This is a genomic window from Roseateles sp. (assembly GCF_047654805.1).
Taxonomy (GTDB): Bacteria; Pseudomonadota; Gammaproteobacteria; order Burkholderiales; family Burkholderiaceae_C; genus Pelomonas.
The window spans coordinates 1,555,973-1,580,900 of sequence record NZ_JASGIV010000001.1; the positions used below are offsets into that span (position 1 = coordinate 1,555,973).

Annotated in this window: 31 protein-coding genes; 14 read left to right on the forward strand and 17 right to left on the reverse strand. The window is 67.4% G+C overall.

The window, feature by feature from the left end; translation table 11 throughout:
- Positions 1-64: 64 nt before the first annotated feature.
- The 6 genes from QM732_RS07090 to modB all read right to left on the reverse strand — a co-directional run bounded on the left by QM732_RS07090 (position 65) and on the right by modB (position 4,597).
- A complete protein-coding gene (locus tag QM732_RS07090; protein WP_415655476.1) occupies positions 65-1,075 on the reverse strand; it encodes a sulfate ABC transporter substrate-binding protein in 1,011 nt (336 codons plus the stop codon).
- Between the two features lie 94 nt (positions 1,076-1,169).
- On the reverse strand, positions 1,170-1,970 hold the full coding sequence (locus QM732_RS07095) for a TOBE domain-containing protein (RefSeq protein ID WP_415655477.1): 801 nt from the start codon (positions 1,968-1,970) through the stop codon (positions 1,170-1,172).
- The gene (locus QM732_RS07100; RefSeq protein ID WP_415655478.1) at positions 1,967-2,419 is read right to left on the reverse strand and encodes a hypothetical protein; all 453 of its coding nucleotides are present in this window, start codon (positions 2,417-2,419) and stop codon (positions 1,967-1,969) included. The genes QM732_RS07095 and QM732_RS07100 overlap by 4 nt, the downstream gene beginning before the upstream one ends.
- Positions 2,416-3,174 carry an ABC transporter ATP-binding protein gene (locus tag QM732_RS07105; RefSeq protein WP_415655479.1) on the reverse strand — a complete coding sequence of 253 codons (759 nt, stop codon included), beginning with the start codon at positions 3,172-3,174 and terminating at the stop codon, positions 2,416-2,418. The genes QM732_RS07100 and QM732_RS07105 overlap by 4 nt, the downstream gene beginning before the upstream one ends.
- Positions 3,171-3,917, reverse strand: coding sequence for a molybdate ABC transporter substrate-binding protein (gene modA, locus QM732_RS07110; RefSeq protein ID WP_415655480.1), 747 nt, complete (start codon positions 3,915-3,917; stop codon positions 3,171-3,173). The genes QM732_RS07105 and modA overlap by 4 nt, the downstream gene beginning before the upstream one ends.
- Entirely contained in the window at positions 3,914-4,597 is a 684-nt protein-coding gene (gene modB, locus QM732_RS07115; RefSeq protein ID WP_415655481.1) for a molybdate ABC transporter permease subunit, read from the reverse strand. The genes modA and modB overlap by 4 nt, the downstream gene beginning before the upstream one ends.
- Here modB and QM732_RS07120 point away from each other — a divergent pair.
- Both QM732_RS07120 and QM732_RS07125 read left to right on the forward strand, forming a co-directional pair.
- Positions 4,596-5,618, forward strand: a complete 1,023-nt coding sequence (locus QM732_RS07120; RefSeq protein ID WP_415655482.1) for a VTT domain-containing protein — start codon at positions 4,596-4,598, stop codon at positions 5,616-5,618. The genes modB and QM732_RS07120 overlap by 2 nt on opposite strands.
- Before the next feature lie 92 nt (positions 5,619-5,710).
- On the forward strand, positions 5,711-5,887 hold the full coding sequence (locus QM732_RS07125) for a hypothetical protein (RefSeq protein ID WP_331176587.1): 177 nt from the start codon (positions 5,711-5,713) through the stop codon (positions 5,885-5,887).
- Positions 5,888-6,153: 266 nt separating this feature from the next.
- On the opposite strand, the gene QM732_RS07130 is transcribed toward QM732_RS07125, so the two are convergent.
- On the reverse strand, positions 6,154-7,590 hold the full coding sequence (locus QM732_RS07130; protein WP_415655483.1) for a PLP-dependent aminotransferase family protein: 1,437 nt from the start codon (positions 7,588-7,590) through the stop codon (positions 6,154-6,156).
- Between QM732_RS07130 and QM732_RS07135 the strand changes: the two genes are divergently transcribed.
- A complete protein-coding gene (locus QM732_RS07135) occupies positions 7,589-7,957 on the forward strand; it encodes a DUF2970 domain-containing protein (protein ID WP_415655484.1) in 369 nt (122 codons plus the stop codon). The two genes, QM732_RS07130 and QM732_RS07135, sit on opposite strands and share 2 nt — an antisense overlap.
- A gap of 262 nt (positions 7,958-8,219) precedes the next feature.
- On the opposite strand, the gene QM732_RS07140 is transcribed toward QM732_RS07135, so the two are convergent.
- Positions 8,220-8,855: a response regulator gene (locus QM732_RS07140; protein WP_415655485.1), complete on the reverse strand. Its 636-nt coding sequence runs from the start codon at positions 8,853-8,855 to the stop codon at positions 8,220-8,222.
- A gap of 322 nt (positions 8,856-9,177) precedes the next feature.
- Here QM732_RS07140 and QM732_RS07145 point away from each other — a divergent pair, with 322 nt between their 5' ends.
- From QM732_RS07145 to QM732_RS07155, 3 genes are read left to right on the forward strand one after another with little or no spacing between them, the layout of a single operon-like run.
- Positions 9,178-9,642 carry a BON domain-containing protein gene (locus QM732_RS07145; protein WP_415655486.1) on the forward strand — a complete coding sequence of 155 codons (465 nt, stop codon included), beginning with the start codon at positions 9,178-9,180 and terminating at the stop codon, positions 9,640-9,642.
- Positions 9,635-10,171 carry a ferritin-like domain-containing protein gene (locus tag QM732_RS07150; RefSeq protein WP_415655487.1) on the forward strand — a complete coding sequence of 179 codons (537 nt, stop codon included), beginning with the start codon at positions 9,635-9,637 and terminating at the stop codon, positions 10,169-10,171. The genes QM732_RS07145 and QM732_RS07150 overlap by 8 nt, the downstream gene beginning before the upstream one ends.
- Positions 10,164-10,595: a response regulator transcription factor gene (locus tag QM732_RS07155; protein WP_415655488.1), complete on the forward strand. Its 432-nt coding sequence runs from the start codon at positions 10,164-10,166 to the stop codon at positions 10,593-10,595. Before QM732_RS07150 ends, QM732_RS07155 begins: the two co-directional genes overlap by 8 nt.
- A 26-nt stretch (positions 10,596-10,621) precedes the next feature.
- Here the strand turns inward: QM732_RS07155 and QM732_RS07160 are convergent, their stop codons facing one another.
- Entirely contained in the window at positions 10,622-11,152 is a 531-nt protein-coding gene (locus QM732_RS07160; RefSeq protein WP_415655489.1) for a hypothetical protein, read from the reverse strand.
- Positions 11,153-11,345: 193 nt separating this feature from the next.
- Between QM732_RS07160 and QM732_RS07165 the strand changes: the two genes are divergently transcribed.
- Positions 11,346-11,972, forward strand: coding sequence for a BON domain-containing protein (locus QM732_RS07165; RefSeq protein ID WP_415655490.1), 627 nt, complete (start codon positions 11,346-11,348; stop codon positions 11,970-11,972).
- Positions 11,973-12,049: 77 nt separating this feature from the next.
- On the opposite strand, the gene QM732_RS07170 is transcribed toward QM732_RS07165, so the two are convergent.
- The 3 genes from QM732_RS07170 to yjgA form a co-directional block, all read right to left on the reverse strand.
- A complete protein-coding gene (locus tag QM732_RS07170; protein WP_415655491.1) occupies positions 12,050-12,598 on the reverse strand; it encodes a hypothetical protein in 549 nt (182 codons plus the stop codon).
- A gap of 195 nt (positions 12,599-12,793) precedes the next feature.
- The gene (gene mog, locus QM732_RS07175; protein WP_415655492.1) at positions 12,794-13,363 is read right to left on the reverse strand and encodes a molybdopterin adenylyltransferase; all 570 of its coding nucleotides are present in this window, start codon (positions 13,361-13,363) and stop codon (positions 12,794-12,796) included.
- Positions 13,356-13,892, reverse strand: a complete 537-nt coding sequence (yjgA, locus tag QM732_RS07180) for a ribosome biogenesis factor YjgA (RefSeq protein WP_415655493.1) — start codon at positions 13,890-13,892, stop codon at positions 13,356-13,358. Before yjgA ends, mog begins: the two co-directional genes overlap by 8 nt.
- A 273-nt stretch (positions 13,893-14,165) precedes the next feature.
- Here yjgA and pmbA point away from each other — a divergent pair, with 273 nt between their 5' ends.
- The 6 genes from pmbA to QM732_RS07210 all read left to right on the forward strand — a co-directional run bounded on the left by pmbA (position 14,166) and on the right by QM732_RS07210 (position 20,018).
- A complete protein-coding gene (pmbA, locus tag QM732_RS07185; RefSeq protein WP_415655494.1) occupies positions 14,166-15,533 on the forward strand; it encodes a metalloprotease PmbA in 1,368 nt (455 codons plus the stop codon).
- Positions 15,534-15,567: 34 nt separating this feature from the next.
- Positions 15,568-16,719, forward strand: coding sequence for an ABC transporter substrate-binding protein (locus QM732_RS07190; protein WP_415655495.1), 1,152 nt, complete (start codon positions 15,568-15,570; stop codon positions 16,717-16,719).
- A 65-nt stretch (positions 16,720-16,784) separates the two neighbouring features.
- Positions 16,785-17,666, forward strand: a complete 882-nt coding sequence (locus tag QM732_RS07195) for a branched-chain amino acid ABC transporter permease (protein WP_415655496.1) — start codon at positions 16,785-16,787, stop codon at positions 17,664-17,666.
- Between the two features lie 3 nt (positions 17,667-17,669).
- Positions 17,670-18,524 carry a branched-chain amino acid ABC transporter permease gene (locus QM732_RS07200; protein ID WP_415655497.1) on the forward strand — a complete coding sequence of 285 codons (855 nt, stop codon included), beginning with the start codon at positions 17,670-17,672 and terminating at the stop codon, positions 18,522-18,524.
- 1 nt (position 18,525) lies between these two features.
- Complete coding sequence (locus tag QM732_RS07205) at positions 18,526-19,299, forward strand: ABC transporter ATP-binding protein (protein ID WP_415655498.1); 774 nt, start codon at positions 18,526-18,528, stop codon at positions 19,297-19,299.
- 2 nt (positions 19,300-19,301) lie between these two features.
- Complete coding sequence (locus tag QM732_RS07210; protein ID WP_415659347.1) at positions 19,302-20,018, forward strand: ABC transporter ATP-binding protein; 717 nt, start codon at positions 19,302-19,304, stop codon at positions 20,016-20,018.
- A gap of 5 nt (positions 20,019-20,023) precedes the next feature.
- Here the strand turns inward: QM732_RS07210 and QM732_RS07215 are convergent, their stop codons facing one another.
- The 4 genes from QM732_RS07215 to QM732_RS07230 all read right to left on the reverse strand — a co-directional run bounded on the left by QM732_RS07215 (position 20,024) and on the right by QM732_RS07230 (position 22,523).
- Positions 20,024-20,371: a TIGR01244 family sulfur transferase gene (locus QM732_RS07215; protein ID WP_415655499.1), complete on the reverse strand. Its 348-nt coding sequence runs from the start codon at positions 20,369-20,371 to the stop codon at positions 20,024-20,026.
- Positions 20,372-20,381: 10 nt separating this feature from the next.
- Positions 20,382-20,828 carry a GatB/YqeY domain-containing protein gene (locus tag QM732_RS07220; RefSeq protein ID WP_415655500.1) on the reverse strand — a complete coding sequence of 149 codons (447 nt, stop codon included), beginning with the start codon at positions 20,826-20,828 and terminating at the stop codon, positions 20,382-20,384.
- A gap of 106 nt (positions 20,829-20,934) precedes the next feature.
- Entirely contained in the window at positions 20,935-21,147 is a 213-nt protein-coding gene (gene rpsU, locus QM732_RS07225; protein ID WP_012346814.1) for a 30S ribosomal protein S21, read from the reverse strand.
- A 155-nt stretch (positions 21,148-21,302) separates the two neighbouring features.
- Complete coding sequence (locus tag QM732_RS07230) at positions 21,303-22,523, reverse strand: NAD(P)/FAD-dependent oxidoreductase (protein WP_415655501.1); 1,221 nt, start codon at positions 22,521-22,523, stop codon at positions 21,303-21,305.
- 214 nt (positions 22,524-22,737) lie between these two features.
- Here QM732_RS07230 and QM732_RS07235 point away from each other — a divergent pair, with 214 nt between their 5' ends.
- Positions 22,738-23,751, forward strand: coding sequence for a GGDEF domain-containing protein (locus QM732_RS07235; protein WP_415655502.1), 1,014 nt, complete (start codon positions 22,738-22,740; stop codon positions 23,749-23,751).
- Positions 23,752-23,766: 15 nt separating this feature from the next.
- Here QM732_RS07235 and QM732_RS07240 read toward each other — a convergent pair whose 3' ends face one another.
- A complete protein-coding gene (locus tag QM732_RS07240) occupies positions 23,767-24,888 on the reverse strand; it encodes an HD-GYP domain-containing protein (RefSeq protein ID WP_415655503.1) in 1,122 nt (373 codons plus the stop codon).
- Positions 24,889-24,928: the final 40 nt, after the last annotated feature.

The following is a 24,928-nucleotide window of genomic DNA, read 5'->3' on the forward strand; positions in this document are numbered from 1 at the left end:
TCCCCTCGGGGGACCGATCAGGTTCGCCGCGTTCAGCTGGCGAAACTGTGCGAGGGGCATTGCGTCAACGCTTGATGCTCGCCATTACTTGGTCAAACGAGCCGCCGTCGGCGAAGTGCTGCTTGCTGACCTTGGCCCAGCCGCCCAGCGTCTGGTCGACGGTGAACAGCTTGATGTTGGCGAAACGCTGAGCGTGCTTCTTGAACACGGCTGGGTCGCGTGGACGGAAGTTGTTGCGGGCGATGATCTCCTGGCCTTCCGGGCTCCAGTGGAAGTCCAGGTAGGCCTTGGCCAGCGTGGCCGTGCCCTTCTTCGCGTTGACCCTGTCGACCAATGCCACCGGTGCGTCGGTCTCGATGGAAATGCTGGGGTTGACCTGCTCGAACTGGCCCTTGCCGAACTCGTTCTCGATCAGTTCCACCTCGGCCTCGAAGGTGACGAGGACGTCACCGATGCCGCGCTGCGTGAACGTGGTGGTGGCGCCGCGGCCGCCGCCGTCCAACACCGGTACGTTGGTCAGCACCTTGGTGACCAGTTCGCGGGCCTGGGCTTCGCTGCCGCCGGTGGCGATGACGCTGCCCCAGATGGCCAGGTAGCTGTAGCGGCCGTTGCCGGTGACCTTGGGGTTGGGGATGATGACTTGCACGCCGGGGCGGGCCAGGTCGCTCCAGTCCTTGATGCCCTTGGGGTTGCCCTTGCGGACCAGGAAGGTCATGGTTGACGAGTAGGGCGCGGCGCTGTTGGGGAAACGGGAGCGCCAGTCGGCTGGCGTCAGGCCGGCGCTGGCGAGCTGGTCCACGTCGGTGGCCTGGTTCATCGTCACGACGTCGGCCTCCAGGCCGCCGATGACGGCGCCGATCTGCTTGCTGGAGCCGCCGTGGCTCTGGTTGACGACAACGGTCTGGCCCTTGGCCTTCTGCGCGGCGACGAAGGCCGGATTGAACTGCTTGTAGAGCTCACGCGCCACGTCGTAGGACACGTTCAGCAATGTGGCATCGCTGGCCAGCGCGGGCAGGGCGGTGCTGGCGGCGATCAGCGCGAGAACGGTGCGGCGGGAGGGCAGAAAGATGGGCATGGCAGACCGTCGGATGAACGAAAGCCGCGAGGTTGCCCGAGCTCCCTTATTCAAGGAAGTACAGTTTTCTTATTTCCTTATGCAAATCATGCCGTCATCCCCGCACGGCCAGCATGACGGCATATGCCTTGAAGCAGGCACTGGCCTGCTGACCAACAGCCAGTCCCAGCGCGTCCACGGCGTCGTTGGTGACGCTGGCCGTCACTGTGGTGCCGCCCGGCAGCGTCAGGCCGACGAGTGAGGACACTGCACCGCGCTCGACGCGGGCGATGGTGCCGGCCAGCTGGTTGCGGGCGGACAGCCGATAGCCGGCGAAGTCGCTGACGAGCACGATCTCCGAGGCCTTGACCAGGGCCAGGGCCTCCTGGCCGACGGCGACGCCAAGTTCCTCGGCCGCTGGCGTCGTCAGTGAAATGCTGATGTCCGGGTCGCCGCCGCTCAGTGCCATGCGCACCAAGGTGGTGGAGGGGCCGGGCTGGACGGCCTTGACGGTGCCGGTGAACTGGTTGCGGGCGGTGGTTTTCATGGACATCCTCTTCAGCAGCGCGTCGAGCGCGGGTTGGGTTGCCAGCCAGGTTTCCTGTTCACGCAGGAAGGCCTCGTGGCGGGCCTGCAGCGCACGCCAGGCGGCGAGCAGGGCCTGGCCCTCGGCAGTCAGCCGCGAGCCTCCTCCTCCGTGGCCGCCGGTGGTGCGCTCCAGCAGTGGCGTGTGCGTCAGCAGCGCAGCAGCGTCCAGCACCAGCCAGGCGCCTTTGTAGCTGTAGCCGGCCACGCGGGCGGCCTTCTGCAGCGAGCCGGTCAGCGCGAGCGCGGCCAGCAGGTCGAAGAAGCGGCCGTCAAGCCTGCCGGCGAGGCGCAGCTCGCCCTGCAGCAGCGGCCGGTCCTGCGCGCTCACGGCGCGACGAGCCGCAGGCTGTCGAGCTGGCGCACCCATCGCGCGGGCCGGTTGTCGGCCGGCACGACCAGGCGTAGCGGGCCTTCGTCGGCATGCGCGTCCTGCACGAGGAAGACGCGCCGCCCGCCCAGCGCCGGGTCCAGCTCGGCCCAGGAGAACGCCGCGGCATAGCCGTCCCGCGCATCGGCCATCAGCACCTGTCGCAGTGCTGCGCCACGGATTTGCTGCGGCGGTTCGATCCCTGCAGCGCGAAGCACCTCGCGCACATCCACGGCGTCGACCTCGATGGCCTTGCCGTGCGCCTGCGCCCTGATCGTCTCGCGCGGCAGCGCGGCGAGGCGGGTCGCCTCCAGCGTGACGACGCTGCCGTCCAGGCGCCGCACCTGCAGCTGGGCCTGGGCGGCGGCGGCGCACAGCAGTGCGATGCATGCGGTGAGCAGGATCTTCATGTCAGTTGTGCCTTCAGCCAGTGGCGGCGCCGCTCGTCCTCGGGGCGCGGTTGCGGTTGCAGCAGCTCGCGACCCCGGCTGTCGCCGAGGTCCACTTCGCGCGTGACGCGGCCCCCATCGACCAGATAGGCACGGTGGGCGAGGGCGACCACGTCGTCGAGGTCGTGCGTGATCATGATGGCGGGAATGCCCCAGCGCTCACGCACTGCGCGCAACTCGTCGCGCAGCTGCTCGCGCAGCATCGGGTGCAGTGCAGCGAAGGGTTCGTCCAGCAGCAGCACCTGCGGGTTGCAAGCCAGCGCCCGCGCCAATGCCACGCGCTGCTGCTGGCCGCCGGACAGCGTGGTCGGCCGGCTGCGCGCCAGCGCCGTCAGGCCGAAGGAATCGATCAGCTCGTCCACCCGCGCCGCGTCCTGGGCCTTGAGGCGGCGGCGCCAGCTCGTCAGGCCAAAGGCGATGTTGTCTCGCACGCTGAGGTGCGGAAAGAGGGCGTAGTGCTGGAACAGGTAGCCCACACCGCGGGCCTCGGGCGGCAGGTTGACGCCGGCCGCCGTGTCCAGCAGCGCGCGGCCATTCAGCCGCACATGGCCTGCCTGCACCGGCAGCAGCCCGGCCATCGCCTGCAGCGTCAGCGACTTGCCTGCGCCCGACGGGCCGTAGAGTGCGACGAAGGGGGCCTCCGTCGCAAAGGCGATGTCGAGGTCGAAGCGGCGCCGGGCGTCGCTGACCGAGAGCTGGAGGCGGACGTCGATCAAGGCTTGCCGAAACCGTACTTGGCCAGGATGGCCTGGGCCTCGGCACTGCCGAGGAAGGCCACGAAGTCACGCGCCAGTGCGGCCTGCTTGCTGTCAGCCACGACAGCGGCGGGATAGGTGACCGGCGCATGACCGCCCACCGTCATCGCGATGCGCACCTTGTCCTTCAGCAACTGGGCGTCAGTGCGGTAGACGAAGCCGGCCTCGACTTCGCCGCGCGAGACGTAGTCCAGCACCTGGCGCACGTTGTCCGCGAAGACGAACTTCGGGCTCAGGGCAGCCCACAGCTGGGCGCTTTCCAGCGCCTGCTGGGTGTAGCGGCCGACCGGCACGGAGGCGACCTTGCCGACGGCGATGCGCTTGACCTCGGCCCGGCCGAGGTCCGCGAGCGCCGCGACGGCCGGTGTTCCTTGAGCGGGCGTGATCAGTACCAGCGAGTTGGCCGCGAAGTCGCGGCGCGTGTCGGCGGCGACGAGCTTCTGGTCCGCTCCTCGGTTCATGGTCTCCTGGTCGGCGCTGACGAAGACGTCCACCGGTGCACCCTGCGCGATCTGCTGCAGCAGTACGCCGGAGGCGGCGAAGTTGAAGCGCAGCGTCGCGCCGGGCTTGGCCGCCTCGAAGCGCGGGGCGATCTCCTTGAAGGCGTCCGTCAGACTGGCGGCGGCCGAGACCGTGAGTTGCTGGGCCGAGGCGAGCAGCGGCAGGGCAGCGAGGGCGAGCGAGAGCAGCAGGCGTTTTTTCATGGCGTGGGACGTTGCAGATAGCGGTTGGACAGGACGAGCACGGCCACCGAGACGGCCGACACGATGAGGGCGAGCATGAGGGCCAGGTCGTCGCGGCCGGCCTGTACGGCGTCGTAGATGGCCATGGACGCGGTCTGCGTCTGGCCGGGGATGGAGCCGGCCACCATCAGCGAGGCGCCGAACTCGCCCATGGCGCGGGCGAAGGCCAGCAGCGTGCCGGCCAGGATGCCGGGCCACGCCAGCGGCAGCGTCACGCGCAGGAAGGTGCTCCAGCCTGACTGGCGCAGCGTTCTCGCCGCAGCCTCCAGGTTGCGGTCCACCTGCGAGAAGGCGCTGCTGGCGCCCTTGAGTACCAGCGGCAGCGCGACCAGCGTGGACGCGATGACGGCGCCATGCCAGTTGAAGATGACCGTGTAGTCGAAGTGCTCGCGCAGCCAGGATCCCAGCGCGCTGCGCCTGCCCATCAGCACCAGGATGCCGTAGCCCAGCACCGTTGGCGGCAGCACCAGCGGCAGCATGCAGACGGCCTCCAGCACCCCACGGCCCGGCAGCCGGGTACGGGCGAACACCCAGCCCAGCGCCAGGCCCAGGACCAGCGCCAGCAGCGTGGCGACGATGGCCACGCGCAGCGTCAGCGCCAGTGGCGCGGCGTCGAACTGGGTCCAGAGTTCAGAGGGCATGATTCGCAATGTACTCGACTACATCACGATGGGCATGTCGCTGCGAGGCCAAGGCAGGCGCACTATGCTGGCTCGACACGACGCCATGGACTTGCTGACCGATCTCTTCTCCCGCCACGGCCTGCTGGCCGTGGCTCTGGCCGTGCTGCTGGAGCAGTTCGGCGCACCGCTGCCGTCGACGCCCGTGCTTCTGCTGGCGGGCGTCGAGTCGGCGCAGCGCCAGGGCTTTGCGCTGCAAGCGTTCGTGGCCGCCGCGCTGGCGGCGCAGTCGGCCAATGCGCTGTGGTTCTGGGCCGGGCGCCGCCTTGGGCGGCGGGTGCTGGCCACGCTGTGCCGCATCTCCATCTCGCCGGACAGTTGCGTGCGGCAGAACGAGGCCAGCTTCGCCCGCCGCGGCGTGTTGACGCTGGTGATCGCCAAGTTCGTGCCGGGCCTGTCCATCCTGGCGCCTCCGCTGGCGGGGGCGCTGGGCATGTCGGTGCGGCGCTTCCTGGGCTGGAACCTGCTCGGTTCGGCGCTATGGGCCGGCGTGGCAATCACGGTGGGCCGGCTCTTCCATGCGCAGATTGACGCCCTGCTGCGCATGCTCAGCAGCCTGGGCGCCGCTGCCGTGCTGCTGGCCCTTGCAGCCGTGGCTGGATACCTGGCCTGGCGGCTGTGGCGGCGCGCCATGGTGCGCCGCGAGCTGAACCGGTTCGAGCGGCTGGCGCCGGCCGACGTGGCCTCGCTGCTGCGCCAGCGCCAGGACGTTTTCCTCGTCGACGTGCGTGCCATGTCGGAGGCCATGCCGCTGAGCAACCGCATCCCTGGTGCGCGCCATCTTGATCTTTCCGCCCTGGGCGACGCGGCACTGGACGGATGGCCGCTGGCGGGCGAATACATCACGTTCTGCGCCTGCCCCAACGATGCCTCCGCGGTCAGGGCCGCCCAATGGCTCAAGCAGCGGGGACGTCAGGCCCGCGTGCTGCGCGGGGGCATCGATGCCTGGACCGAGGCCGGGCTGGCGCTGGAGGCGGGCTGAGACCGCTCGCCTGGGTCTTGAGTTGATACGGGTGTTTACCCTATAATCGGGTTTGCCCTAGTGAAAGAGATGGGCCACGAGCCCGGAACATCATGAGCCTGATCCAGAACCTCCTGCATTCGCTGCGTAGCGCTTTGAGCGTGGAAACCCAGACCGACATTGAAGAGCGCTACCTGTCCGACGCCATCGACCACGCCGATCTGGAGCGTCGCATCGCTGTCCAGTCGCGCGCCTACATGTCCATGTCGCCGTTGAACATCGGCCGCTGAGCTCCGGCCAGCGGAGCCGCAACGCTCCCGTGGCCGGCCCGCTCGGAACGGCTGACGAGGGCTGCAGAACAAAACGCCTTGGAGCAATCCAAGGCGTTTTGTGCGTTTTTGGCGCGATGACACCGGCGGTCATGCACCCGGCGGCCTGGCAGCTTGCCTGGGCGACCCACGCGGATGGCGTCGCCTGCGCCCGACCCTCGCCTTGCATGCAGGCCGCGGGAAGAAATGCCGTGCAACTGACGTGCAGAGGAGCGGGTGCTCATCGTTCAAACCAGCCATTGATCGACGCTTGCCTGGTGCACGAGCGCATTTGCAATCCGGCCTAGAGTCCGCAGGGCGCTCTGAACCTGCTGGTTGTCAGGGTGCCCGAAGTTGAGCCTCAGGTGATGCGTGAAACGGTGGTCGGACGAGAACAGATGGCCTGGCGCGATACTGATCTCGTGCGACAGGGCGACCTTGTGCAGTTCTAGCGCGTCGATGTTCGATGGCAACTCAACCCAGACGAAGTAGCCGCCCTCAGGCTGGGTGACGCGAGTGCCCTCAGGGAAGCACTTGGCGATGGTCCTCAGCACGGCTTGACGGTTCGTGACGAGCGCCTGACGAAGCTGCCGCAGGTGCCGGTCGTAGCCGCCCCGCCGGAGGTACTCGCTCAGGCCTTCTTGCATCGGCACGGGAGTTGCCAATGAACTCATGAGCTTGCGACGGCTCACGTCGCGGGCAAACCGGCCTGCTGCCGCCCAGCCGACGCGGAAGCCCGGTGCCAGTGACTTGGAGAACGAGCTGCAGTGCAGTACGAGGCCGGCTTTGTCCCAGGCCTTGGCGGGCCGGGGGCGCGCGCCAAAGTACAGCTCGCCGTAGACGTCATCTTCAATGAGCGGAATCTGGCGCTCGGCAAGCAGCGTAACCAGCGCTGCCCTTGCCGCGTCGGGCATGAGGCTGCCCAAGGGGTTCTGGAAATTCGGCATCAGCCAGCACGCCTTGACGGGATGGCGCTCGATGACGGCCGCCAGCGCGGACACGTCGACGCCGGTGCGCGCATGGGTCGCCACCTCGACGGCCTTGAGCCCACGTCGCTCCAGCGCCTGTAAGGCACCATAGAAAGTCGGCGACTCGATGGCGACCAGGTCGCCGGGCTTCGTGACTGCCTCCAGGCACAGGTTCAAGGCCTCCATCGCGCCGTTGGTCACGACGAGCTCGTCCACATCGACCTTGCAGCCGGCGCCGAGGTAGCGCAGGCCGATCTGGCGCCTCAGTTCGGCGCTGCCCGGTGACAAGTCTTCGACGGTGCGCCACGGGTCGAGTCCGCGCGCGGCTTTGCCCAGCGCCAGTGCCAGCTTGTCGAGGGGGAACAGGGTCGGGCTCGGGAATGCCGAGCCAAGCGGCACGACGGCCCGGTTGCGCGACAGCCCGAGCACCTGGAACACCAGCTCCGAGACTTCGACGCTGCGCTCTTCTGCCCGCGGGGCCGACGATCCGGGTTCCGGGTGCGGGATCGCCGCCTGGCTCACGAAGTAGCCGGACCGCGGCCGGGCTTCGATCAGGCCACGCGCCTCCAGCAGGTAGTAGGCCTCGAAGATGGTCGACGGGCTGACGCCCCGATCCTTGCTAGCTCCTCGGACCGAGGGGAGGCGATCTCCAGGGCGCAATTGTCCCGCGGCGATGGACGCAGCCAGATCATCGGCAAGGATTTCGTAGCGCTTCATGACGCGGGGCACTGATATGGTCTGCGACGCGGAACAGGCGCACTGTATTGGCATGAGCCAGGCTGCTGAGAAATCCCGCTCTCGCAGAGATCTGATCTGGTTTTTTTATCAGAAACTGGATCTGTATTTGTGGCGCCGTCAAGCGCATAGTGCCGACTCGGAAGAGAGGCCGCCAATGCCCGTGTTGAGCTACGTCCGGATGATCTTGTGGAGCTTTTTCGGCATTCGCCGGCGCGCAGGTGCCGACGAGGAACAGGCGCGGGTCAATCCAGGTGCCTTGATTGCCGCAGGGCTTTTGATCGCGGCTCTGTTCGGTGTTGTGGTCTGGACGCTGGCCAGTGTCGCCGTCCATGCCCTGAGCCCTTGAGGACGGGCGGTTCAGCCGCGATCCTCACGATAGATGGTGTCTAGTAACAGCTGAAATACTCGAACGATGGAATGGGTTCCTATAGTCTTTGGTACGTTCAAGGCAGTCGTGTTCGGCGTGGGCATGTTCTTCGCCATCAAGTGGCATTACGACAAGGCGAAGAATAAGAAGAAGTAATGAAGCCTCAAGCCAGGATGGCTCGGCGGTTGGGCCTCCGCAGGGGGGCTTCAGGCCGGTTGAAGCCGTGCCGTGGCGCTCCGCGTCATTGGATGAGGCCGTTCTTGAGCGCGTAATAGGTCAGGTCGCTGTTGGTGGCGAGCTTGATCTTCTCAAGCACACGGGTGCGGTAGGTGCTGACGGTCTTGACGCTCAGGAACATGGCCTTGGCCATGTCACCCACCGTCTCGCCCTTGGCCAGTCGAAGGAAGACCTGCAGTTCGCGCTCTGACAGCGATTCGTGCGGGGGGCGGTCGCTGGCTCCGCCTGCCACGCCGTCGGCCAGCAGTTCGGCCACCTGGGGGCTGATGTAGCGCCGCCCGCGCGCCACGGTACGGATGGCGTTGGCGATCTCTTCGGGGTCGCACTCCTTGTTCAGGTAGCCACTTGCGCCCTGGCGCAGCAGTGCGGTCGCGTAGTGCGTTTCCGGGAAGCCGCTGAGGATGAGGACTGGCAGATCGGGGAAGCGTGTCTTGATGGCTGACAAGGCATCCACGCCGCTCTGGCCGGGCATGGAGATGTCCATCAGCATCACGTCCACCTCGCCCCCTCGCGCAAGCTCCAGCGCATCGCGTCCGTTGCCGGCCTCACCGGTAATACGCAGGTCGACGTTCTCGCTGAGGAACTGTCGCAGGCCGGACCGAACGATGGCGTGATCGTCGACGATGCCAATACGGATCATGTTGCGCTCCGAATCATTTGCTGCGGATGGGTAAAGCCTAGCAACCGCAGGTACGTCGCGCGATCAGCGCAGTCCTACAAGCGGCATGTCCCGCGTCTTGTCCTACGTGATCTCGGCCGACCGTCCGGCAGCACTCGGCCTGAGGGTTCCGCGAACTCCGTTCATGTGGACTGCCGGGCCGGTGGAGGGACGGTGCAAGACCCCGCCCTGCCTCCGGAGCAGCGAGTCGGCGCCGTCCGACAGGCGATCGGCGTGGCGGCCAACACCATGCTGGGCGCGCAGCCGCAACACTTGGTACATCGACAACCCCGAGCTTCCCGCGATGAAGAAAGGACGCATGATGAACCGCAACAACCTCTCCCGCGCACCGCTGATCGGCGCCCTGGCCCTGGCCGCCGCCCTGGCCGCATGCGGCAAGCAGCAGGACGACCGCACGGCCGGCCAGAAGCTGGACGGTGCGATCGCGGAAGCCAAGCAGGCCGGTGCCGACGCCAAAGCTGAAGCCAGCCAGGCGGTGGACAAGGCCGAGAACAAGCTGAAGGACACCACCGCGGCGGCCTCGGAAGCCGTGAGCGATGCGGCCATCGTCACGAAGATCAATGCCGCGTTGATGGCGGACGACCGGCTCAAGGCGACCAAGATCGATGTCCGCGCCGAAGACGGCCGCGTGACCTTGACCGGCACGGCGCCCGATGCCGGCTCCCAGGCTCGCGCGACGACCCTGGCCTCGGCCGTGAACGGCGTCAAGTCGGTGGACAACCAGCTCGTGGTGGCGCGCAATGGATGAGAACCGCAGCCCACTGGCACTGGACGAGGCGGGGCTGGATGCGGCGCGCAAGCATCTCGACGAGGGTGCGGTCACGCCAGCCTACGGGCCCTGGCGCGACGACATCGTCGGACTGCTCAACGGCGCGCTGGCCACCGAGTTGATCTGTGTGCTGCGCTATCGACGCCATCACTTCATGGCCGATGGCCTGGAGTCGCCGCGCATCGCCGAGGAGTTCCTCGTCCATGCCAATGCGGAGCTGGGCCATGCGGACCGTCTTGCCCAGCGCATCGTGCAGCTCGGCGGCAAGCCGGACTTCAATCCGGCTGGCCTGCTGGAGCGTGGGCACGCCGACTACGACGAGGCCGGCGATCTCAAGGCCATGATCAAGTCCAACCTCATCGCCGAGCGCGTGGCGGTCGAGAGCTACCGACAGATGATCGGCCTCGTTGGCGACAAGGATTCCACCACCCGGCGTCTGCTGGAGGACATCCTGGCCGACGAGGAAGAGCATGCTGACGAGCTGAAGGACTGGATGGCGCGTGCCTGAAGCCGAGGCCGACATGCCCGCAGTGCGCACGTTCATCGTCGAGAACAGCCCGGTGATCCGGGAGAACCTCGCGGGCACGCTGCAGGAACTGGCCCGCGTCGAGGTCATCGGCTGTGCGGCTGACGAAGCATCGGCCGTGGACTGGATGAGCGGCGCGGCAGCCAGTCATGCTGACGTGGTCATCGTCGACGTCTTGCTTGATGCCGGCAGCGGGCTTGGCGTGTTGAGCGCCGCCCAGCGCCTGGGTGTGGCAGCGCGGCGTATTGTGCTTACCAGCTACGCCACCGCCGAGATGCGCCGGCGCTGTGCGAGCCTGGGCGCCGAGCGCGTGTTCGACAAGTCTCGCCAGCTCGATGAGCTGATCAGCTACTGCGCCGCTCTTTCCGGCCTCTGCGGTTGCGAAGAGCAGTCGCGGACTGCCTAGCCGCTCATCAAATCCCCACCAGGCGCTCACCAGGTCGCCGAGTAGCTGAGCATGACGCGTCGCGCCTGGGGCCGCAACGTCAGGCGGCTTTGCGGTGTCAGCTGATAGGAGAAGGCGCCGCGCAAACCCGCCAAGCCTTCGCCCTTGGGCTTCTCGAAGGACATGCGGGAGGCCCATCCCGTGTCACGCTGCCAGACTGGCGTCTCCAGGCCCCCGCTGAACTTGCGCGTGATGTCGTAGCTCACCCCCGCCCAAAGTGCCTCGCGCACGGCTGCCTGCGGGCCGAACTGCACCGGCGAACGAAGCTGCTGCTCAAGACCCAACTGGTAGCGCAGGCGTGAGCGATCGCGCTGTCGGCCCAGCCACAGCGGATCACGCCAGTTCAGATCGGGGTCGGGGGCCGCGGTGAGGCCGATGGCCTGGCCTGCCAGGCCCATGCCACCGTGCGAGGCGGTCAGGCCCTGGGCATCGACCTCAGTTGCCGTGACCAGGATCAGAAGCGGGATGATCAGGCGGGACTTCATGGCGCGACGCAGCTTCAGCGTGATGGAGTACATGTTGGTCGATTGAGGCCGCCGCCCGTGTCGGCGGGATCCGCCGGTCCCTATCGGACAAGGGGAGGGCCGCATGTATGCGCCCGCGCCGCGGCGCGTGTTCCTACAGCGCTGGCCTGCGCCCGCCGACGGGCGATGGCGCGATGGCAGCCCACACTTGCTGCGCGAGGCCTGCCAGGCCGATCAGGAGACCGACATGAGACCCGCTGCAAGCCCCCGCGCTGGAGACTGGCGCGATCACTTGCCTCCTTACGGCCAGCCGGCGGAGCCGCCGCCTGCGCCCCCACGCCAGTTGGACAGCGACAGGCCGCGACGTCACGCACGTGCGGGGAGCTGGTTCATTGCCTTGGGCCTGGGTGCGGCCCTCGCGGTGCTGGCGATCGCCAACCTGCAGGACCCGCGCAGCCTGGGGACCCAGCTGGACGATGCGGTGAACCAGGTCCGTGGCATGGGCGGCCAGGTGGGCCGCAGCGTCGTCGATTCTCGGCAGGCCGCCGTCCAGGCATCGCGTCAGGCGCTGGATGGCGTCGGCACGGCCATCGATGACGGCGCGATCAGCCTCAAGGTCAAGACCGCACTGGCTGCTGACCCGGCGCTGAGCGCAGTGCGCATCGACGTCAGTACCCAGCGAGGTGTCGTGCGCCTGGATGGCCCGGCGCCAGACACCGTCGCCCGGGAGCGCGCAACCGTACTGGCCGGCGCCCCTCAGGGAGTGCGTGGCGTGGACAACCGGCTGGTGCTGCCTCAGCCGGCTCGCGTGGTCACCGTGGCCGATGGCGTGCCGCGCCCGCAAGCCGAGACGCCCGCTGCCGCACCGCGCTGAGGCATCCGAAGAATGCCGGCCCGCCTGAAGACGGGCCGGCGTTCATCGATCGGCGGCGGCTGGCCGGCGACCGGGTGTCACTGGAAGTAGCGCGCCTTGGCGCTGGCCCTGCAGCTGTCCTTGGCGTCGCCGGCCAGCGCATCGCAACGCTCGTTGGCGACCTTGTAGTCGGCCTTGAGCTTGGCATCCAGCGCGTCGGACTCGGCTTCGAGGACTGCCTTGTTGGCCTTCAGGTCGGCCTTGGCTTTGTCGCGCTCGGCCTTGGCTTCGGCGATGCAGACATCCTTGGCATTGCCTGACTTGTCGTCACACATCTCCTTGGCCAGCTTGTAGCGGGCCTCGAAGCGCGACTCCAGGTAGCGGTTGCGATCCTTTTCCTTGCCGGTGTATTGGTACTCGAGGTTGGCCAGTGCCACGGTCTCCTGGCCCTTGGCGCGCTCGACACAGACGTCCTTGGCGTTGCCCGCCAGCGAGTCGCACTTGTCGCGATCGGCCTTGAACATGGCCTTCACCTCGTCCTTGGCGCTCGTGTAGACGGGCTTGGCGAGATTGGCCGAGGCGCTGCCGGCAAGGCCGATCAGCGCAAGGGTGCACAGCAGGCGAGAGGTGCGGATTTGCTTCGTCATGGGGATCTCCTTTGGCTTGACGGGTGGCCGCGTTGCGCCCGCCAAGGGGCCGCTGCCACGCTGTTCAGCTTAGGAATCCGCTCATGGGGACCATGTCGGCATCACGGCTTCGGCGACGTCGGACAACACCTCAGCAGCCCGGAGCACCGTCCCGACGGCTCATGCAAGGCCTCGTGCCGCGCCTGAAGCGCTGGGCTAGGTGCTGGGCCGTTGCGCGCTCTTGGGCCGGAAGGCCTTGCAGACGTCGTCGTGGGTTTCCAGATAGGGCCCACCGATCAGGTCGATGCAGTAGGGCACGGCTGCGAAGATGCCACTTGCGTTCTCGTGGCCGGCAAGCGTTTCGGCGATGGCCTTGGGCTGGCCGGGCAGGTTGATGATCAACGCCTGCCCGCGGATGACGGCGACCTGGCGCGACAGGATGGCCGTCGGCACGAAATGCAGCGAGATCTGCCGCATCTGTTCGCCGAAGCCTGGCATCACCCGGTCCGCCACGGCCAGTGTTGCCTCCGGCGTCACGTCGCGCGGCGCAGGGCCGGTGCCGCCGGTCGTCAGCACGAGGTCGCAACGCTCGGCGTCGACCAGTTCAACCAGGGCTGCCGAGATGCCGGCCTGCTCGTCGGGGATCAGCCGCGGCACGAACGTGATGGGATTGCGCAGCGCGCCCGTCAGCCAGTCCTTGAGCGCCGGCAGACCCTTGTCCTCATAGACGCCGCTGGATGCGCGGTCACTGATGGAGACGATGCCGATGCGTACCGGATCACTCATTGTCGGCAACGGCCTCGCTGGCCTTGATGAACTGGAACAGCTCGCGAAAGGCGCGGCCGTTGCGCTTCTCGGGGGCGCCGGAGGCATCCTTGCGCGCCGCGCGCACGAGGTTGCGCAACTGCTGGATGTCCACGTCGGCATGCTCTGCAAGGAACTCCTGCAGAGCATCGTCGCTGGACAACAGGCGCTCGCGCCAGCGCTCGGACTGGTGCAGCCTGAGGCTGTCCTGCGCGTGACCCAGCTTGAACGCGGCAACGGCCTCGCGGACGGGCTCGGGATCGATCTTGCGCATCAGCTTGCCGATGTACTGCATCTGGCGGCGCTTGCCCTCGAAGTTGGTGATCTTCTTTGCGGCCTTCAGGGCGTCGCTCAGGATCTCGGGCAGGGCCAGCGGCTCCCACCGTGACTCGGGCAGGGCGAGCAGCTCTTCGCCGAGCTTTTGCAGCGCGGTCATGTCGCGCTTGAGCTGGCTCTTGCTTGGGCGGTCGAAGTCGTCGTCGTCTTCGAATTCGGGAATGTTTTCTTGCATTGGGGGCCGTGATCAGGCGAGGGGTGTCTGCTCACAGCCAGTTCATGGCGCCCGCAACGCATCCCACGCGGGCAACAACGAGTGTGGCCCAGGGGTGCCTTGCCCTGCGGGCTGCCCCGCAGTGCGGCGTCTGCGGCGTTGCAAATCGTCACCGGGCAGCGAACCCGACTGCGGTTTGCGCCTCGCATCCAACATCCTTGCGGGGCAACGGCGCTATGAACTGGCTGTGAGCAGACTCTTATGATTGTCGCCCACTCGAATTCAGTGCTTTCCATGTCCCAAGCCAAAGACGGTTTCGCCTATAGCCCCGAGCAATTCCAGCAATGGATAGAGGACGCCTTGTCCGAGGCGAAGAGGCTCGGTGCGAGCGACGCCGGCGCGGAGGTGTCCGAGGGCTGCGGCCTGTCGGTGTCGGCCCGGCTGGGCCAACTGGAGAACGTCGAGCGCAACCGCGACAAGTCGCTGGGCATCTCGGTCTATCTGGGGCAGCGTCGCGGCAATGCCAGCACGTCGGACTTCTCTCCCCAGGCCATCCGCGACACGGTGCGGGCGGCCTATGACATCGCCCGCTTCACGGCCGAGGACGAGTTCGCCGGTCTGCCTGACGCGGCCGATCTGGCGCTTGATGCCGCCGCTCGGCCCGAACTGGATCTCTTCCACCCATGGGCCGTCGATGCCGCCCAGGCTGCGGAGATCGCGCTGCGCTGCGAGGCAGCGGCGCTGGGCGTGGACAAGCGCATCACCAACAGCGAGGGCGCGGCCGTGTCGGCCCAGCAATCGCATTTCTGGATGGGCAACACGCGTGGCTTTCGCGGCGGCTACGCCAGTTCGCGGCATTCGATCTCGGTCGCGCCGATCGCCGGCCGGGGCAACGACATGCAGCGCGATGCCTGGTACAGCTCCATGCGCGACGCGGCAGACCTGGCTTCTGCTGAAGCGGTAGGCCGCTATGCGTCGGAACGCGCGCTGTCGCGCCTGAAGGCGCGCAAGGTGGCCACGGCCGAGGTGCCGGTGCTGTTCGAGAGCACAGTTGCCATCGGCTTGCTGGGCGCGCTGGTGCAGGCCACCAGCGGCGGCGCGCTGTACCGTCGTACCAGCTTCCTGCTCGACAGCCTGGGCCAGCCGGTCACGGCGGCCCACATCGACATTGCCGAGGACCCGCATGTGAGGAAGGGCAAGGGCAGTTCGCCGTTCGACGATGAAGGCGTCGTCACGCGCGCCCGCTCGGTCGTGCAGGGCGGGGTGCTGCAGGGCTACTTCCTGTCCAGCTACTCGGCGCGCAAGCTGGGCATGCAGACCACCGGCCACGCCGGTGGCTCGCACAACCTGCGCATGACCAGCCGGGCGACGGCGCCCGGCGACGATCTCGCCACCATGGTGAGGCGCCTGGGCCGCGGCCTGCTTGTCACCGAGCTGATGGGGCAGGGCGTCAACTACGTGACCGGCGACTACTCGCGCGGCGCCAGCGGCTACTGGGTCGAGAACGGCGAGATTGCCTATCCGGTTCATGAAGTGACCATTGCCGGCAATCTGAAGGACATGCTGCGCAACATCGTCGGCATCGGTGCCGACGAGTACACGATGGGCACCAAGACAGTCGGCTCCATGCTCGTCACGGGCATGAAGCTGGCCGGCAACTGACTATCATCGAAAACCGACAACAGGAGCTCTGGAGATGATCATTCGCACCCTCAAGCCGCTGGCCGCCGCCGCCTTCATCGCGCTGGCCGGCGTCGCCCAGGCCGCCGATATCAAGCTTGGCGTCGCGGAGGCCCTGTCGGGTGGGGCTGCCCAGTACGGCCAGAGCATCCGCAACGGCTTCCAGCTGGCCGCTGACGAGATCAACGCGGCCGGTGGCATCAACGGCAACAAGCTGGTGCTGGTCGTCGAGGACGAGCAGGGCAAGAAGGAAGAGGCGATCAACGCCTTCAAGAAGCTGATCTTCCAGGACAAGGTGCTGATGCTGTTCGGCCCCACGCTGTCCAATTCCGCACAGGCCGCCGACCCGATCGCGCAGGCAGCCAAGACGGTGGTGTTCGGCACGTCCAATACGGCCGATGGCATCACGTCCATCGGCGACCATGTCTTCCGCAACTCGGTCACCGAGGCCGACGTGCTGCCGGTGACGCTGTCTACCGCCGTGAAGAAACTGGGCATCAAGAAGGTCGCCGTGCTGTACGGCAACGACGACGTCTTCACCAAGAGCGGCTACGACAACTTCAAGAAGGCGCTGGACGCGCAGAAGATCGCCGTCACGACGACCGAGACCTTCGCCAAGGGCGATGTGGACTTCAAGGCGCAACTGACCAAGATCAAGGCCAGCAACCCTGATGCGCTGGTGCTGTCAGCGCTGATCGCCGAAGGCGCGCCGGTCATGGTGCAGGCGCGCCAACTGGGCCTGAACGTGCCGGTCATCGGCGGCAACGGCATGAACTCCGTGAAGGTGTTCGAGCTGGCCAAGGGCGCGTCCGACGGCCTGTGGATCGGTTCGCCCTGGTCCATCGAGAACCAGACCAAGGAGAACGGCGCCTTCATCGTCGCCTACACCAAGCAGCACAAGTCGGCCCCTGACCAGTTTGCCGCCCAGGCCTACGACGCGATGTACATCACCGCGCAGGCGCTGAAGAAGGTCAAGCTCAGCGGCAATCTCGCCAAGGACCGTGCTGCGTTGCGCGAGGCGCTGCCCGCCGTGAAATGGACCGGTGCAACCGGTGGCTTCGCGTTCCGCCGCGCGCTGGACAAGGCCGGCAAGCCGGCAGGCTACGACGCCGACCAGACCGCCATCGTCAGCGTCACCAAGGGTGGCCGCTACGCCATCGAGAAGTAAACGGCCCATGCCGCAGCGGCCCGCGGCCTCGTACCGCGGGCCTTGTCTTTTGTACTGAACGCCCCGTGCTCGAACAGCAACTCTTCAATGCCCTCTCGCTCGGCAGCGTCTATGCGCTGTTCGCGCTCGGCTTCACGCTGGTGTTCGGCGTGCTTGGCGTCGTCAACCTGTCGCACGGCGCCGTCTTCATGGTCGGCGCCTACGCTGCATTGCAGGCGGTGCTGAAACTGCACCTGCCGCTGGGCGGCGCGCTCGCGGTGGCCTTCCTGGCCTCGGGCCTGCTCGGGCTGCTGATCGATGTGCTGGTGCTGCGGCCACTGCGCGCGCGCAATGCGCCGCACCTGATCCCGATGATCGCCACCATCGGCCTGGCCATCGCACTGAACAGCCTGGCCCAGGGCATCTTCGGTGCCGAGAACCTGCGCTTCCCGGCCGAGGTGCTGCCGCACGACACGCTGACCATCGCCGGCCTGCACGTGACGGTGCTGGAGCTGGGCATCATCGCGCTGTCCTTCGGCCTGATGGCGGTGCTGCTGCTGGTGCTGCGCGGCACGCAACTGGGCCGCGCGCTGCGCGCCATTGCCGAGTCACCCAAGGCAGCGGCACTGCTGGGCATCAACGTGGGCGGCCTGTTCATGCTGACCAGCTTCTTCGCCGCGGGCCTGGGTGGCGTTGCAGGCGTGCTGATCGGCCTGTACTCCAACGCGCTGTTCCCTCTGATGGGCCAGCCCATCCTGCACAAGGGCATCGCCGTCATCATCCTGGGCGGGATGGGCGATATCCGTGGCGCAATGCTGGCAGGGCTGTTCCTAGGCTTCGCCGAGGTGCTGTCGGTGGCCTATATCGGCTCGACGATGCGTGACGCGGTCGGCTTCGGGCTGCTGTTCGCCGTGCTGCTGCTGCGGCCCAAGGGCCTTTTCGGCACCACGAACGAACGCAAGGTCTGAGCCATGGAAGCGTTCGACAATTTCTGGGCGGTCTACAGCAACCTGGTGCTCACGCTGGGCACCAACTCGCTGCTGGCACTGTCCATCTACCTCACCTTGTCCTGCGGCATGCTGGCGATGGCCAATGCCGCCTTCATGGGCATAGGTGCCTACGCCGCGGCCCTGCTGACGATGAACGCCGGCATGCCGTTCCCGGTTGCGCTGGCCGGCGGCATGGCGGCACCGGCGCTGGTGGCGTTGCTGATCGGCGGGCCGACGCTGCGGCTGTCCGGCGTCTACCTCGCGATGGCCACGCTGGCATTCGGCGAGGTCGTGCGCATCTTCATCCTGAACACAGAGGACTGGACCGGCGGCGCGCTGGGACTGAACGGCATCCCGCCGTCCACCGAATGGTGGCATGTCTTGCTTGCATTGATGCTGGCCTGCCTGGTGCTGGCGCTGCTGCGTCGCTCCAAGGTCGGTCGCGCGTTCGAAGCCATCAAGCTGGACGAGACCGCAGCCGGCCTGATGGGCATCGACGTCAACGCGCACAAGATGCTCGCCTTCGTGCTGGGCGCGATGCTGGCCGGACTCGCGGGCGCGCTGAACGCGCACCTGACCTTCTTCATCGGCCCCAACGAGTACGGCTTCGACCGCGGCGTCGAGATCCTGACCATGACCATCCTCGGTGGCATCAACGGTCTGATGGGCCCGATCTCGGGGGCGGTCATCCTGACGCTGCTGCCCGAACTGCTGCGTGGACTGGCTGACTTCCGCAACGTCTTCAACGGGCTGATCCTGGTCGTCATCGTGCTGTTCCTGCCGCGCGGCCTGTGGGACCCGGCGCGCTTGCGCGCGCTGCTGGGTCGGAGGCGCTGAGATGCTCAAGCTGCAATCCGTCTCGCGCCATTTCGGCGGCCTCAAGGTGCTCCAGGACGTCAGCTTCGACGTGCCAGCCGGCGGCATCTTCGGCCTCATCGGCCCCAACGGCGCCGGCAAGACCACCGTCGTCAACCTGATCACGGGCCTGCTGCCACCGACGTCGGGTGACATCCTGTTCGACGGCGCGAGCCTGGTCGGCCGCAAGCCGCACCGCATCACGACTGGAGGTATTGCGCGCACCTTCCAGAACATCCGGGTGTTCAAGGAGATGACGCTGCTGGAGAACGTCATCGTTGGCATGCACGCTCGGCTGCCCTATGGTCCGGCCGGACTGCTGCTGCGCCTGCCGGGCTTCCGCGCTGCCGAGCGCGGCGCGCGCGAGCGTGCGCGCGAGCTGCTGTCCTGGATGAAGCTGGACCACAAGGCCGACGACATCGCCGACAACCTCAGCTACGGCGAGCAGCGCAAGCTGGAGCTGGCGCGCGCGCTGGCCACCGAACCGCGGCTGCTGCTGCTGGACGAGCCGGTGGCCGGCATGAACGGCGCCGAGAAGGCGGAGCTGATGGACGAGATCCGCAACATCCAGGCCCGCGGCTACACCATCTTCATGATCGAGCACGACATGCACTTCGTCATGGGCCTGTGCGAGCACATCGCCGTGCTCAACTTCGGCCGCATCATTGCGCAGGGCGGTCCAGAACAGGTCCGCAACGACCCGCAGGTCATCGAAGCCTACCTGGGCCGTGACGATGACGAGGAGGTGACGGCATGAGCGTGCAACCGCTGCTGAGCGTGCGTGGCCTGACCGTCAACTACGGCCATGTAGAGGCGCTGCGCGGCATCGACCTCGAGCTGGAGGCAGGCCAGATCACGACGCTGGTCGGCGCCAACGGCGCGGGCAAGTCGACGACGCTGATGGCGTTGTCCGGGCTCGTGAAGAAGGCCGCTGGCATCGTGCGGTTCGATGGCCAGGACATCTCCGCCGTCGCGCCGCACCGCATCGTGTCCAGCGGATTGGTGCAGGTGGCGGAAGGCCGCGCGACGCTGACGACGCTGAGCGTGCGCGAGAACCTGGAGCTGGGTGCCTACACGCGCCGCGATGGGGCCGCCGAGCGGGCGCGCAGCATCGACCACATCTACACCCTGTTCCCGCGCCTGGCGGAGCGTGCCACCCAGATGGCCGGCAGCCTGTCGGGCGGAGAACAGCAAATGCTGGCCATCGGCCGCGCGCTGATGGCCAAGCCGCGGCTGTTGCTGCTGGACGAGCCGTCGATGGGGCTGGCACCCATCATCGTGCAGGACATCTTCCGCACGCTGAAGACGATCAACGCCGAAGGGCTGACCATCTTCCTTGTCGAGCAGAACGTGAAGCAGGCGCTGAAGCTGGCGCAGCGCGCTTACGTGCTGGAGAACGGCCGCATCGCGTTGCAGGGCAGCGGCCGGGAACTGCTGGGCGACCCGCGCGTGCAGGCCGCCTACCTCGGTCACTAGCGAACTCAGCCGCCCAGTTGCTGCGCCTGCACGAACAGCCGCGTGGAGCGTGCTCCGGAGCGGCAGAAGGCCAGCAGCGGCCGAGGCAGCTCGGCCAGCAGGTCGGCAAACGCCGCGATCTCCTCGGGCGACTGGTAGCCGCCGGCCACCGGCAGGTGGCGATATTCCAGGCCGGCGGCCTTGGCTGCGGCTTCGATGGCGGCCGAGGTCGGCTGGTCGGGGCCGTGCTCGAAGTCGGGGCGATTGTTGACGACGCTCTTGAAGCCCATGGCCGCGGCCTCGGCCATGGCCTCGGGCGTCAGCTGCGGGGCGACGCAGACGTCGGGCGTCAGCGCTTGCAGGGGCAGGCTCATGGTGGCTTCCTTACTTGGCCAGCGCGGCCTTGACGGCGGCCGACACGGTGCTCATCTCGGCGCTGTTGCCCAGCGCGGCCTTCGCAGCGGCCATGACCTTGCCCATGTCGCCGGGGCCGCTGGCCCCCAGCTCGGCGACGATGGCGGCGACCTTCTCGGCCACGGCCTCGGCAGACAGGCGCTCCGGCAGGTAGACCTGCAGCACGGCCAGCTCGGCAGTTTCCTTGGCGACGAGGTCGTCTCGGCCGGCGGCGGCAAACTGGCTGATGGAGTCCTTGCGCTGCTTGATCAGCTTGTCGACGATGGCCACGAGGCCGGCGTCATCGACGGTGATGCGCTCATCCACTTCCTTCTGCTTGACGGCGGCCAGCAGGCCGCGGATGGTCAGCAGCCGGTCGGCTTCCTTGGCGCGCATCGCGGCCTTCATGTCTTCGGTGATGCGGTCTTTGAGGCTCATGGCAGGAGAGTAATGAAAAAACAAAAACCCGCGACAGCGTCCTGTGGCGGGTTTTGGGGTCAACCGGAACTGTTTTGAAACAGCCTCCGGGTCGCGTCAGAGACGATCAGTACAGCTTCTTGGGCAGCTGCATGCTGCGCACGCGCTTGTAGTGGCGCTTCACGGCAGCTGCCTTCTTGCGCTTGCGCTCGGCAGTGGGCTTCTCGTAGAACTCGCGGGCGCGCAGTTCGGTCAGCAGGCCCAGCTTTTCGATGGTGCGCTTGAAGCGGCGCAGGGCGACGTCGAACGGCTCGTTTTCCTTGACGCGGATGGTGGTCATGTATTTCCTTCAGATTGCGCTCGGTGTTCGCGGCTGGGCTTCAGCAGCAGGTTCCGGATTGCTGCATCAACTTGCGATGCCTGCGAATCGACGCGCGGGTTTGCCAGCAAAGCCGAGGATTGTAGCCGGGAAATCAAGGACTTGCCAAGATTTGCTCAGGCGGGGGCTGGAGCGGTAGCCAGCGCCTCGGCGCAGGCGGCCGCGCTGGCCCAGGCCCATTGGAAGTTGTAGCCCCCCAGCCAACCCGTCACGTCGACGACTTCGCCGATGAAATGCAGGCCCGCAACGCGCTTGCTCTCCAGCGTCTGCGAGCTCAGGTCCCGCGTGGAGACGCCGCCTCGCATCACTTCCGCCTTGCGCCAGCCTTCGTCGCCGCTGGGCATCAGCTGCCAGTCGTGCACGCTGCGGCCCAGGCGCTGCAGGTCGGCGTCGCGGCATTCTGGCAGCGGCCGGGCCGCGTCCAGCTTGGTACGCTCCAGCCATGCGGCGGCCAGCCGCTGCGGCAGCCGTGCGGCCAGTTCGTTGCCCAGCTGACGACGCGACGTGGCCTTGGCCTCGACGAGTTCCCGGTCGAGTTTCAGCTCAGGTGCCAGGTTGATCTGCAGCGGTTGGTCATCGGCCGCGCGATAGCTGGAAATCTGCAGGATGGCCGGGCCGCTGAGGCCGCGGTGGGTGAAAAGCAGGTCTTCCAGAAAGCGACCGCGCGCCTTGCCAGCGCCGCAGGCCACCTCGACCGGCAGTGAAAGCCCTGCAAGCGCGGCGAAGGGCGCCCAGGTGTCGGCGTCGAAGGTCAGCGGCACCAGGGCAGGGCGAGGTTCGACGACGGCATGCTCGAAGCGCTTGGCCAGGCGCAGGCCCCAGTCGCTGGCGCCGATCTTGGGGACTGGCAGGCCGCCGGTCGCGACCACGACGCGCGGCGCGCGCACGAGGCCGCCGCTCGTGTCCAGCTCGAAGCCGCCCCCGGGCAGCGCGCGCACATCGGCTACGGTGCAGGGCTGCCACAGGGTCACGCCGCCGGCTTCGCACTCCCTGAGCAGCATCTGGATGATCTGTTCGCTGGAGTCGTCGCAGAACAACTGGCCCTTGTGCTTCTCGTGGAAGGCGATGCCGTGGCCTTGCACCAGCTTGATGAAGTCCTGCGGCGTGTAGCGAGCCAGCGCCGAGCGGCAAAAGGCCGGGTTCTCGGACAGGAAATTGGCTGGCCCGGCTTCGCGATTCGTGAAATTGCACCGCCCACCGCCCGAGATACGGATTTTTTCGGCGAGCTTGGGCGCGTGGTCGATCAGCAGCACCTTGAGCCCGCGCTGACCCGCGCGCCCAGCGCAGAACAGGCCTGCCGCGCCCGCGCCCACCACCACCGCATCGAATCCCCGCATAGACCTCCCGTGAATGGGGCGGCATTGTCGCGGGTGGGTACGGCGAAACTCGGTAGGATTCACGACAGGCATCGAAGGGGACTTCTAGGGGGGAGTCCCGATTCGCGGGGTGGCGCAGCCTTGCTGGCGTCTCTTTGGCCCAACTACATTCCCTCGACACCCTGGGCGCATCGCGGTTTCCGCTGCGAGTGCACGATCGCATCAAAACGATTTCATGGACATGACTGCCGACCAGACCGCGATGGAGCCGCAACCCGGCAGCCTGGCGCATTGGCTGGCCGGACATGCAGAGCTCGGCAGCGAGGCGCTGGCCGGCCTGGTGGCGTTGATCGAGCCGTTGGGCAGCCAGGCCGCCATCAAGGCGGTGGCCAGCGGGCGCTATGTGTTCGCGAGCGCCGGCCTGGCCCAGATGTTCGAACGCGAGGCGGTCGTGGGCCATGCCGACGCCGAACTGCTCAAGCCCGATGAGACGACCGCGCTGCGCCGCGTCGAGCAAACCGTCATGGCCCAGCGCTTTCCGGTCGTCAGCGAGCACAAGCTGGAGATCAACGGTCGCCGGCGCGAGTTCAGCGTCACGCGGCTGGCCCTGGGTCCGGACTTCCTGCTTTCCGTCTGGCATGAGCGCACCGAGGAACGCCACCGCGAGGCGCACCTGCAGCGTGCGCTGGCCCAGATCGAGCAGCAGCAGAGCGCCCTCGAGCAGATCCGCCGCGAATTGCAGCAAGGCTCGGGCCGGGACGAAGTCTCGGGCCTGTACATGCGTGCGCAGTTCGACGACCAGTTGTTGCGTGAGATCGACCTGTCCTCGCGTGAGCATCGCGAGTTCGCGCTCGTCGTCATCGCGCTGGATGCATCGCCGGCCATCGCCGGGCTGGGCGACGATGCCCAGCAGCGCCTGCTCGAAGGCATTGGCCGCATGCTGCGCGCCAACACGCGGGCCATGGACTCTGCGTGCCGCATTGGCGCGCAACGCTTTGCCGTGCTGCTCTCGGGCGTGGGCCTGGCAACGGCCCATGCGCGCATGGAACAGCTGCGCCGGCAATGCGCGGCCCAGATCGTCGTGCTCAATGGTCAGGACCTGGGCCTGTCGATCTCCATGGGCGTGTCCAGCTTCCCGCACACGGCGTCGCGCCAGGAAGAATTGATGACGGCCAGCGAAGCTGCTGTGCACGAGGCCCAGCGCCGTGGCGGGAACCAGGTGGTGCTGGCGTCCATCGCCTTCGGCTAGTTACCGGCGCGACGGCTACGCTGAAATGAGTTCGGCGATGCGCTCGTCAGACAGCCGCATCGGCAGCGACTGCGATGACACCAGGCCGACGACGGCCAGTCCTTGACGCGAGGTGTCGCGGCGCAGCGGGGTGAGCCGTGGCTCGCCTCGGGCGTCGGTCAGCGAGGCCACGACGGGGTGGTAGGCCTTCTCGCCGTTGCCCACCACGAGGGCCAGTTCACCGGAGGCCAGCCGCACCAGCGAGCCGGGTGGGAAGACGCCGAAGGCCTTGATGAGGCCGGCGGCCAGCGGGCTGGCGTCGGCCATCAGGTGCAGTTCGCGGCCCGCCTGCTGGGCGGACATGGCCGGCCGGTTGGCGCGGGCGCTGAGGCGGGCGGTGTAGACGTCGGCGAAACGCAGCAGCGAAGCCAGCTCGCTCACGTCGGTCAGCCCGTGCGGGTAGCCGCTGCCGTCGGGCAGCTCGTGGTGCTGGCCCACGGCGTCCAGCCAGAGCGGGTCGGTGATGCCTGCCTTCTCAAGCAGCTCCACGCTCAGCCTGGGGTGCTGCTGTATCGCCTCGCGCTGCAGCGTAGTAGGTGGCGAGACCTGCGTAGCCAGCCGGGCCTGCAGGTCGATCATGGAGATGTTCATCGTCAGCGCGGCCTGGAAGGCGCGGCGCTGCTCGGCCGGTGACCAGCCCAGGAAGCGCGCCGCGGCGTGGCAGGCGGTGGCCGCGTGGATGGAGTGGTTGACGCCGTAATGGCCATCGCCCTGGCGCAGGATCTGGGCCAGGGCGACACCGGGAGCCTGGTCGATGAGGCGAAGCAGCTCGTCGGTGGTGCTGTCGACGCCGGAGGCCAGGCGATCGGCCGGCGCGGCCAGCGAGCGCCTGGCTTCCTCGCCCAGGCGCGCCCATTCACCGGGGAGTTGAGCCGTGGTCAGCGACCGGGCCGTGCGGCTTCGCGGTTGAACGGCATTCGTCAGTTCGCTGATCTCCACGAGCGCGCCGCGTTGGAACAGCTCGTCCAGCTGGGCGGCGTCGTGGATGATCTGGCCGCGCGCAAGCAGCAACTGGTGATTCGCATCGCGAACGCTGAAGGACAGCGGTTCACCGATGACGATATGGCTTGTGACGGATTGCAGGGAACACAGTCGCATGACGGACCGGGAGGGTAGCCCATCTTCCCGGGTGGCTGGG

Coding starts and splice junctions, on each gene's coding strand:
- QM732_RS07090 (WP_415655476.1), bottom strand. CDS start 1,075: ATGCCCATCTTTCTGCCCTCCCGCCGCACCGTTCTCGCGCTGATCGCC.
- QM732_RS07100 (WP_415655478.1), bottom strand. CDS start 2,419: ATGAAGATCCTGCTCACCGCATGCATCGCACTGCTGTGCGCCGCCGCC.
- modA (WP_415655480.1), bottom strand. CDS start 3,917: ATGAAAAAACGCCTGCTGCTCTCGCTCGCCCTCGCTGCCCTGCCGCTG.
- QM732_RS07120 (WP_415655482.1), top strand. CDS start 4,596: ATGATTCGCAATGTACTCGACTACATCACGATGGGCATGTCGCTGCGA.
- modB (WP_415655481.1), bottom strand. CDS start 4,597: ATGCCCTCTGAACTCTGGACCCAGTTCGACGCCGCGCCACTGGCGCTG.
- QM732_RS07125 (WP_331176587.1), top strand. CDS start 5,711: ATGAGCCTGATCCAGAACCTCCTGCATTCGCTGCGTAGCGCTTTGAGC.
- QM732_RS07135 (WP_415655484.1), top strand. CDS start 7,589: ATGACGCGGGGCACTGATATGGTCTGCGACGCGGAACAGGCGCACTGT.
- QM732_RS07130 (WP_415655483.1), bottom strand. CDS start 7,590: ATGAAGCGCTACGAAATCCTTGCCGATGATCTGGCTGCGTCCATCGCC.
- QM732_RS07140 (WP_415655485.1), bottom strand. CDS start 8,855: ATGATCCGTATTGGCATCGTCGACGATCACGCCATCGTTCGGTCCGGC.
- QM732_RS07145 (WP_415655486.1), top strand. CDS start 9,178: ATGAAGAAAGGACGCATGATGAACCGCAACAACCTCTCCCGCGCACCG.
- QM732_RS07150 (WP_415655487.1), top strand. CDS start 9,635: ATGGATGAGAACCGCAGCCCACTGGCACTGGACGAGGCGGGGCTGGAT.
- QM732_RS07160 (WP_415655489.1), bottom strand. CDS start 11,152: ATGTACTCCATCACGCTGAAGCTGCGTCGCGCCATGAAGTCCCGCCTG.
- QM732_RS07165 (WP_415655490.1), top strand. CDS start 11,346: ATGAGACCCGCTGCAAGCCCCCGCGCTGGAGACTGGCGCGATCACTTG.
- QM732_RS07170 (WP_415655491.1), bottom strand. CDS start 12,598: ATGACGAAGCAAATCCGCACCTCTCGCCTGCTGTGCACCCTTGCGCTG.
- mog (WP_415655492.1), bottom strand. CDS start 13,363: ATGAGTGATCCGGTACGCATCGGCATCGTCTCCATCAGTGACCGCGCA.
- yjgA (WP_415655493.1), bottom strand. CDS start 13,892: ATGCAAGAAAACATTCCCGAATTCGAAGACGACGACGACTTCGACCGC.
- pmbA (WP_415655494.1), top strand. CDS start 14,166: ATGTCCCAAGCCAAAGACGGTTTCGCCTATAGCCCCGAGCAATTCCAG.
- QM732_RS07190 (WP_415655495.1), top strand. CDS start 15,568: ATGATCATTCGCACCCTCAAGCCGCTGGCCGCCGCCGCCTTCATCGCG.
- QM732_RS07200 (WP_415655497.1), top strand. CDS start 17,670: ATGGAAGCGTTCGACAATTTCTGGGCGGTCTACAGCAACCTGGTGCTC.
- QM732_RS07205 (WP_415655498.1), top strand. CDS start 18,526: ATGCTCAAGCTGCAATCCGTCTCGCGCCATTTCGGCGGCCTCAAGGTG.
- QM732_RS07215 (WP_415655499.1), bottom strand. CDS start 20,371: ATGAGCCTGCCCCTGCAAGCGCTGACGCCCGACGTCTGCGTCGCCCCG.
- QM732_RS07220 (WP_415655500.1), bottom strand. CDS start 20,828: ATGAGCCTCAAAGACCGCATCACCGAAGACATGAAGGCCGCGATGCGC.
- rpsU (WP_012346814.1), bottom strand. CDS start 21,147: ATGACCACCATCCGCGTCAAGGAAAACGAGCCGTTCGACGTCGCCCTG.
- QM732_RS07230 (WP_415655501.1), bottom strand. CDS start 22,523: ATGCGGGGATTCGATGCGGTGGTGGTGGGCGCGGGCGCGGCAGGCCTG.
- QM732_RS07235 (WP_415655502.1), top strand. CDS start 22,738: ATGGACATGACTGCCGACCAGACCGCGATGGAGCCGCAACCCGGCAGC.
- QM732_RS07240 (WP_415655503.1), bottom strand. CDS start 24,888: ATGCGACTGTGTTCCCTGCAATCCGTCACAAGCCATATCGTCATCGGT.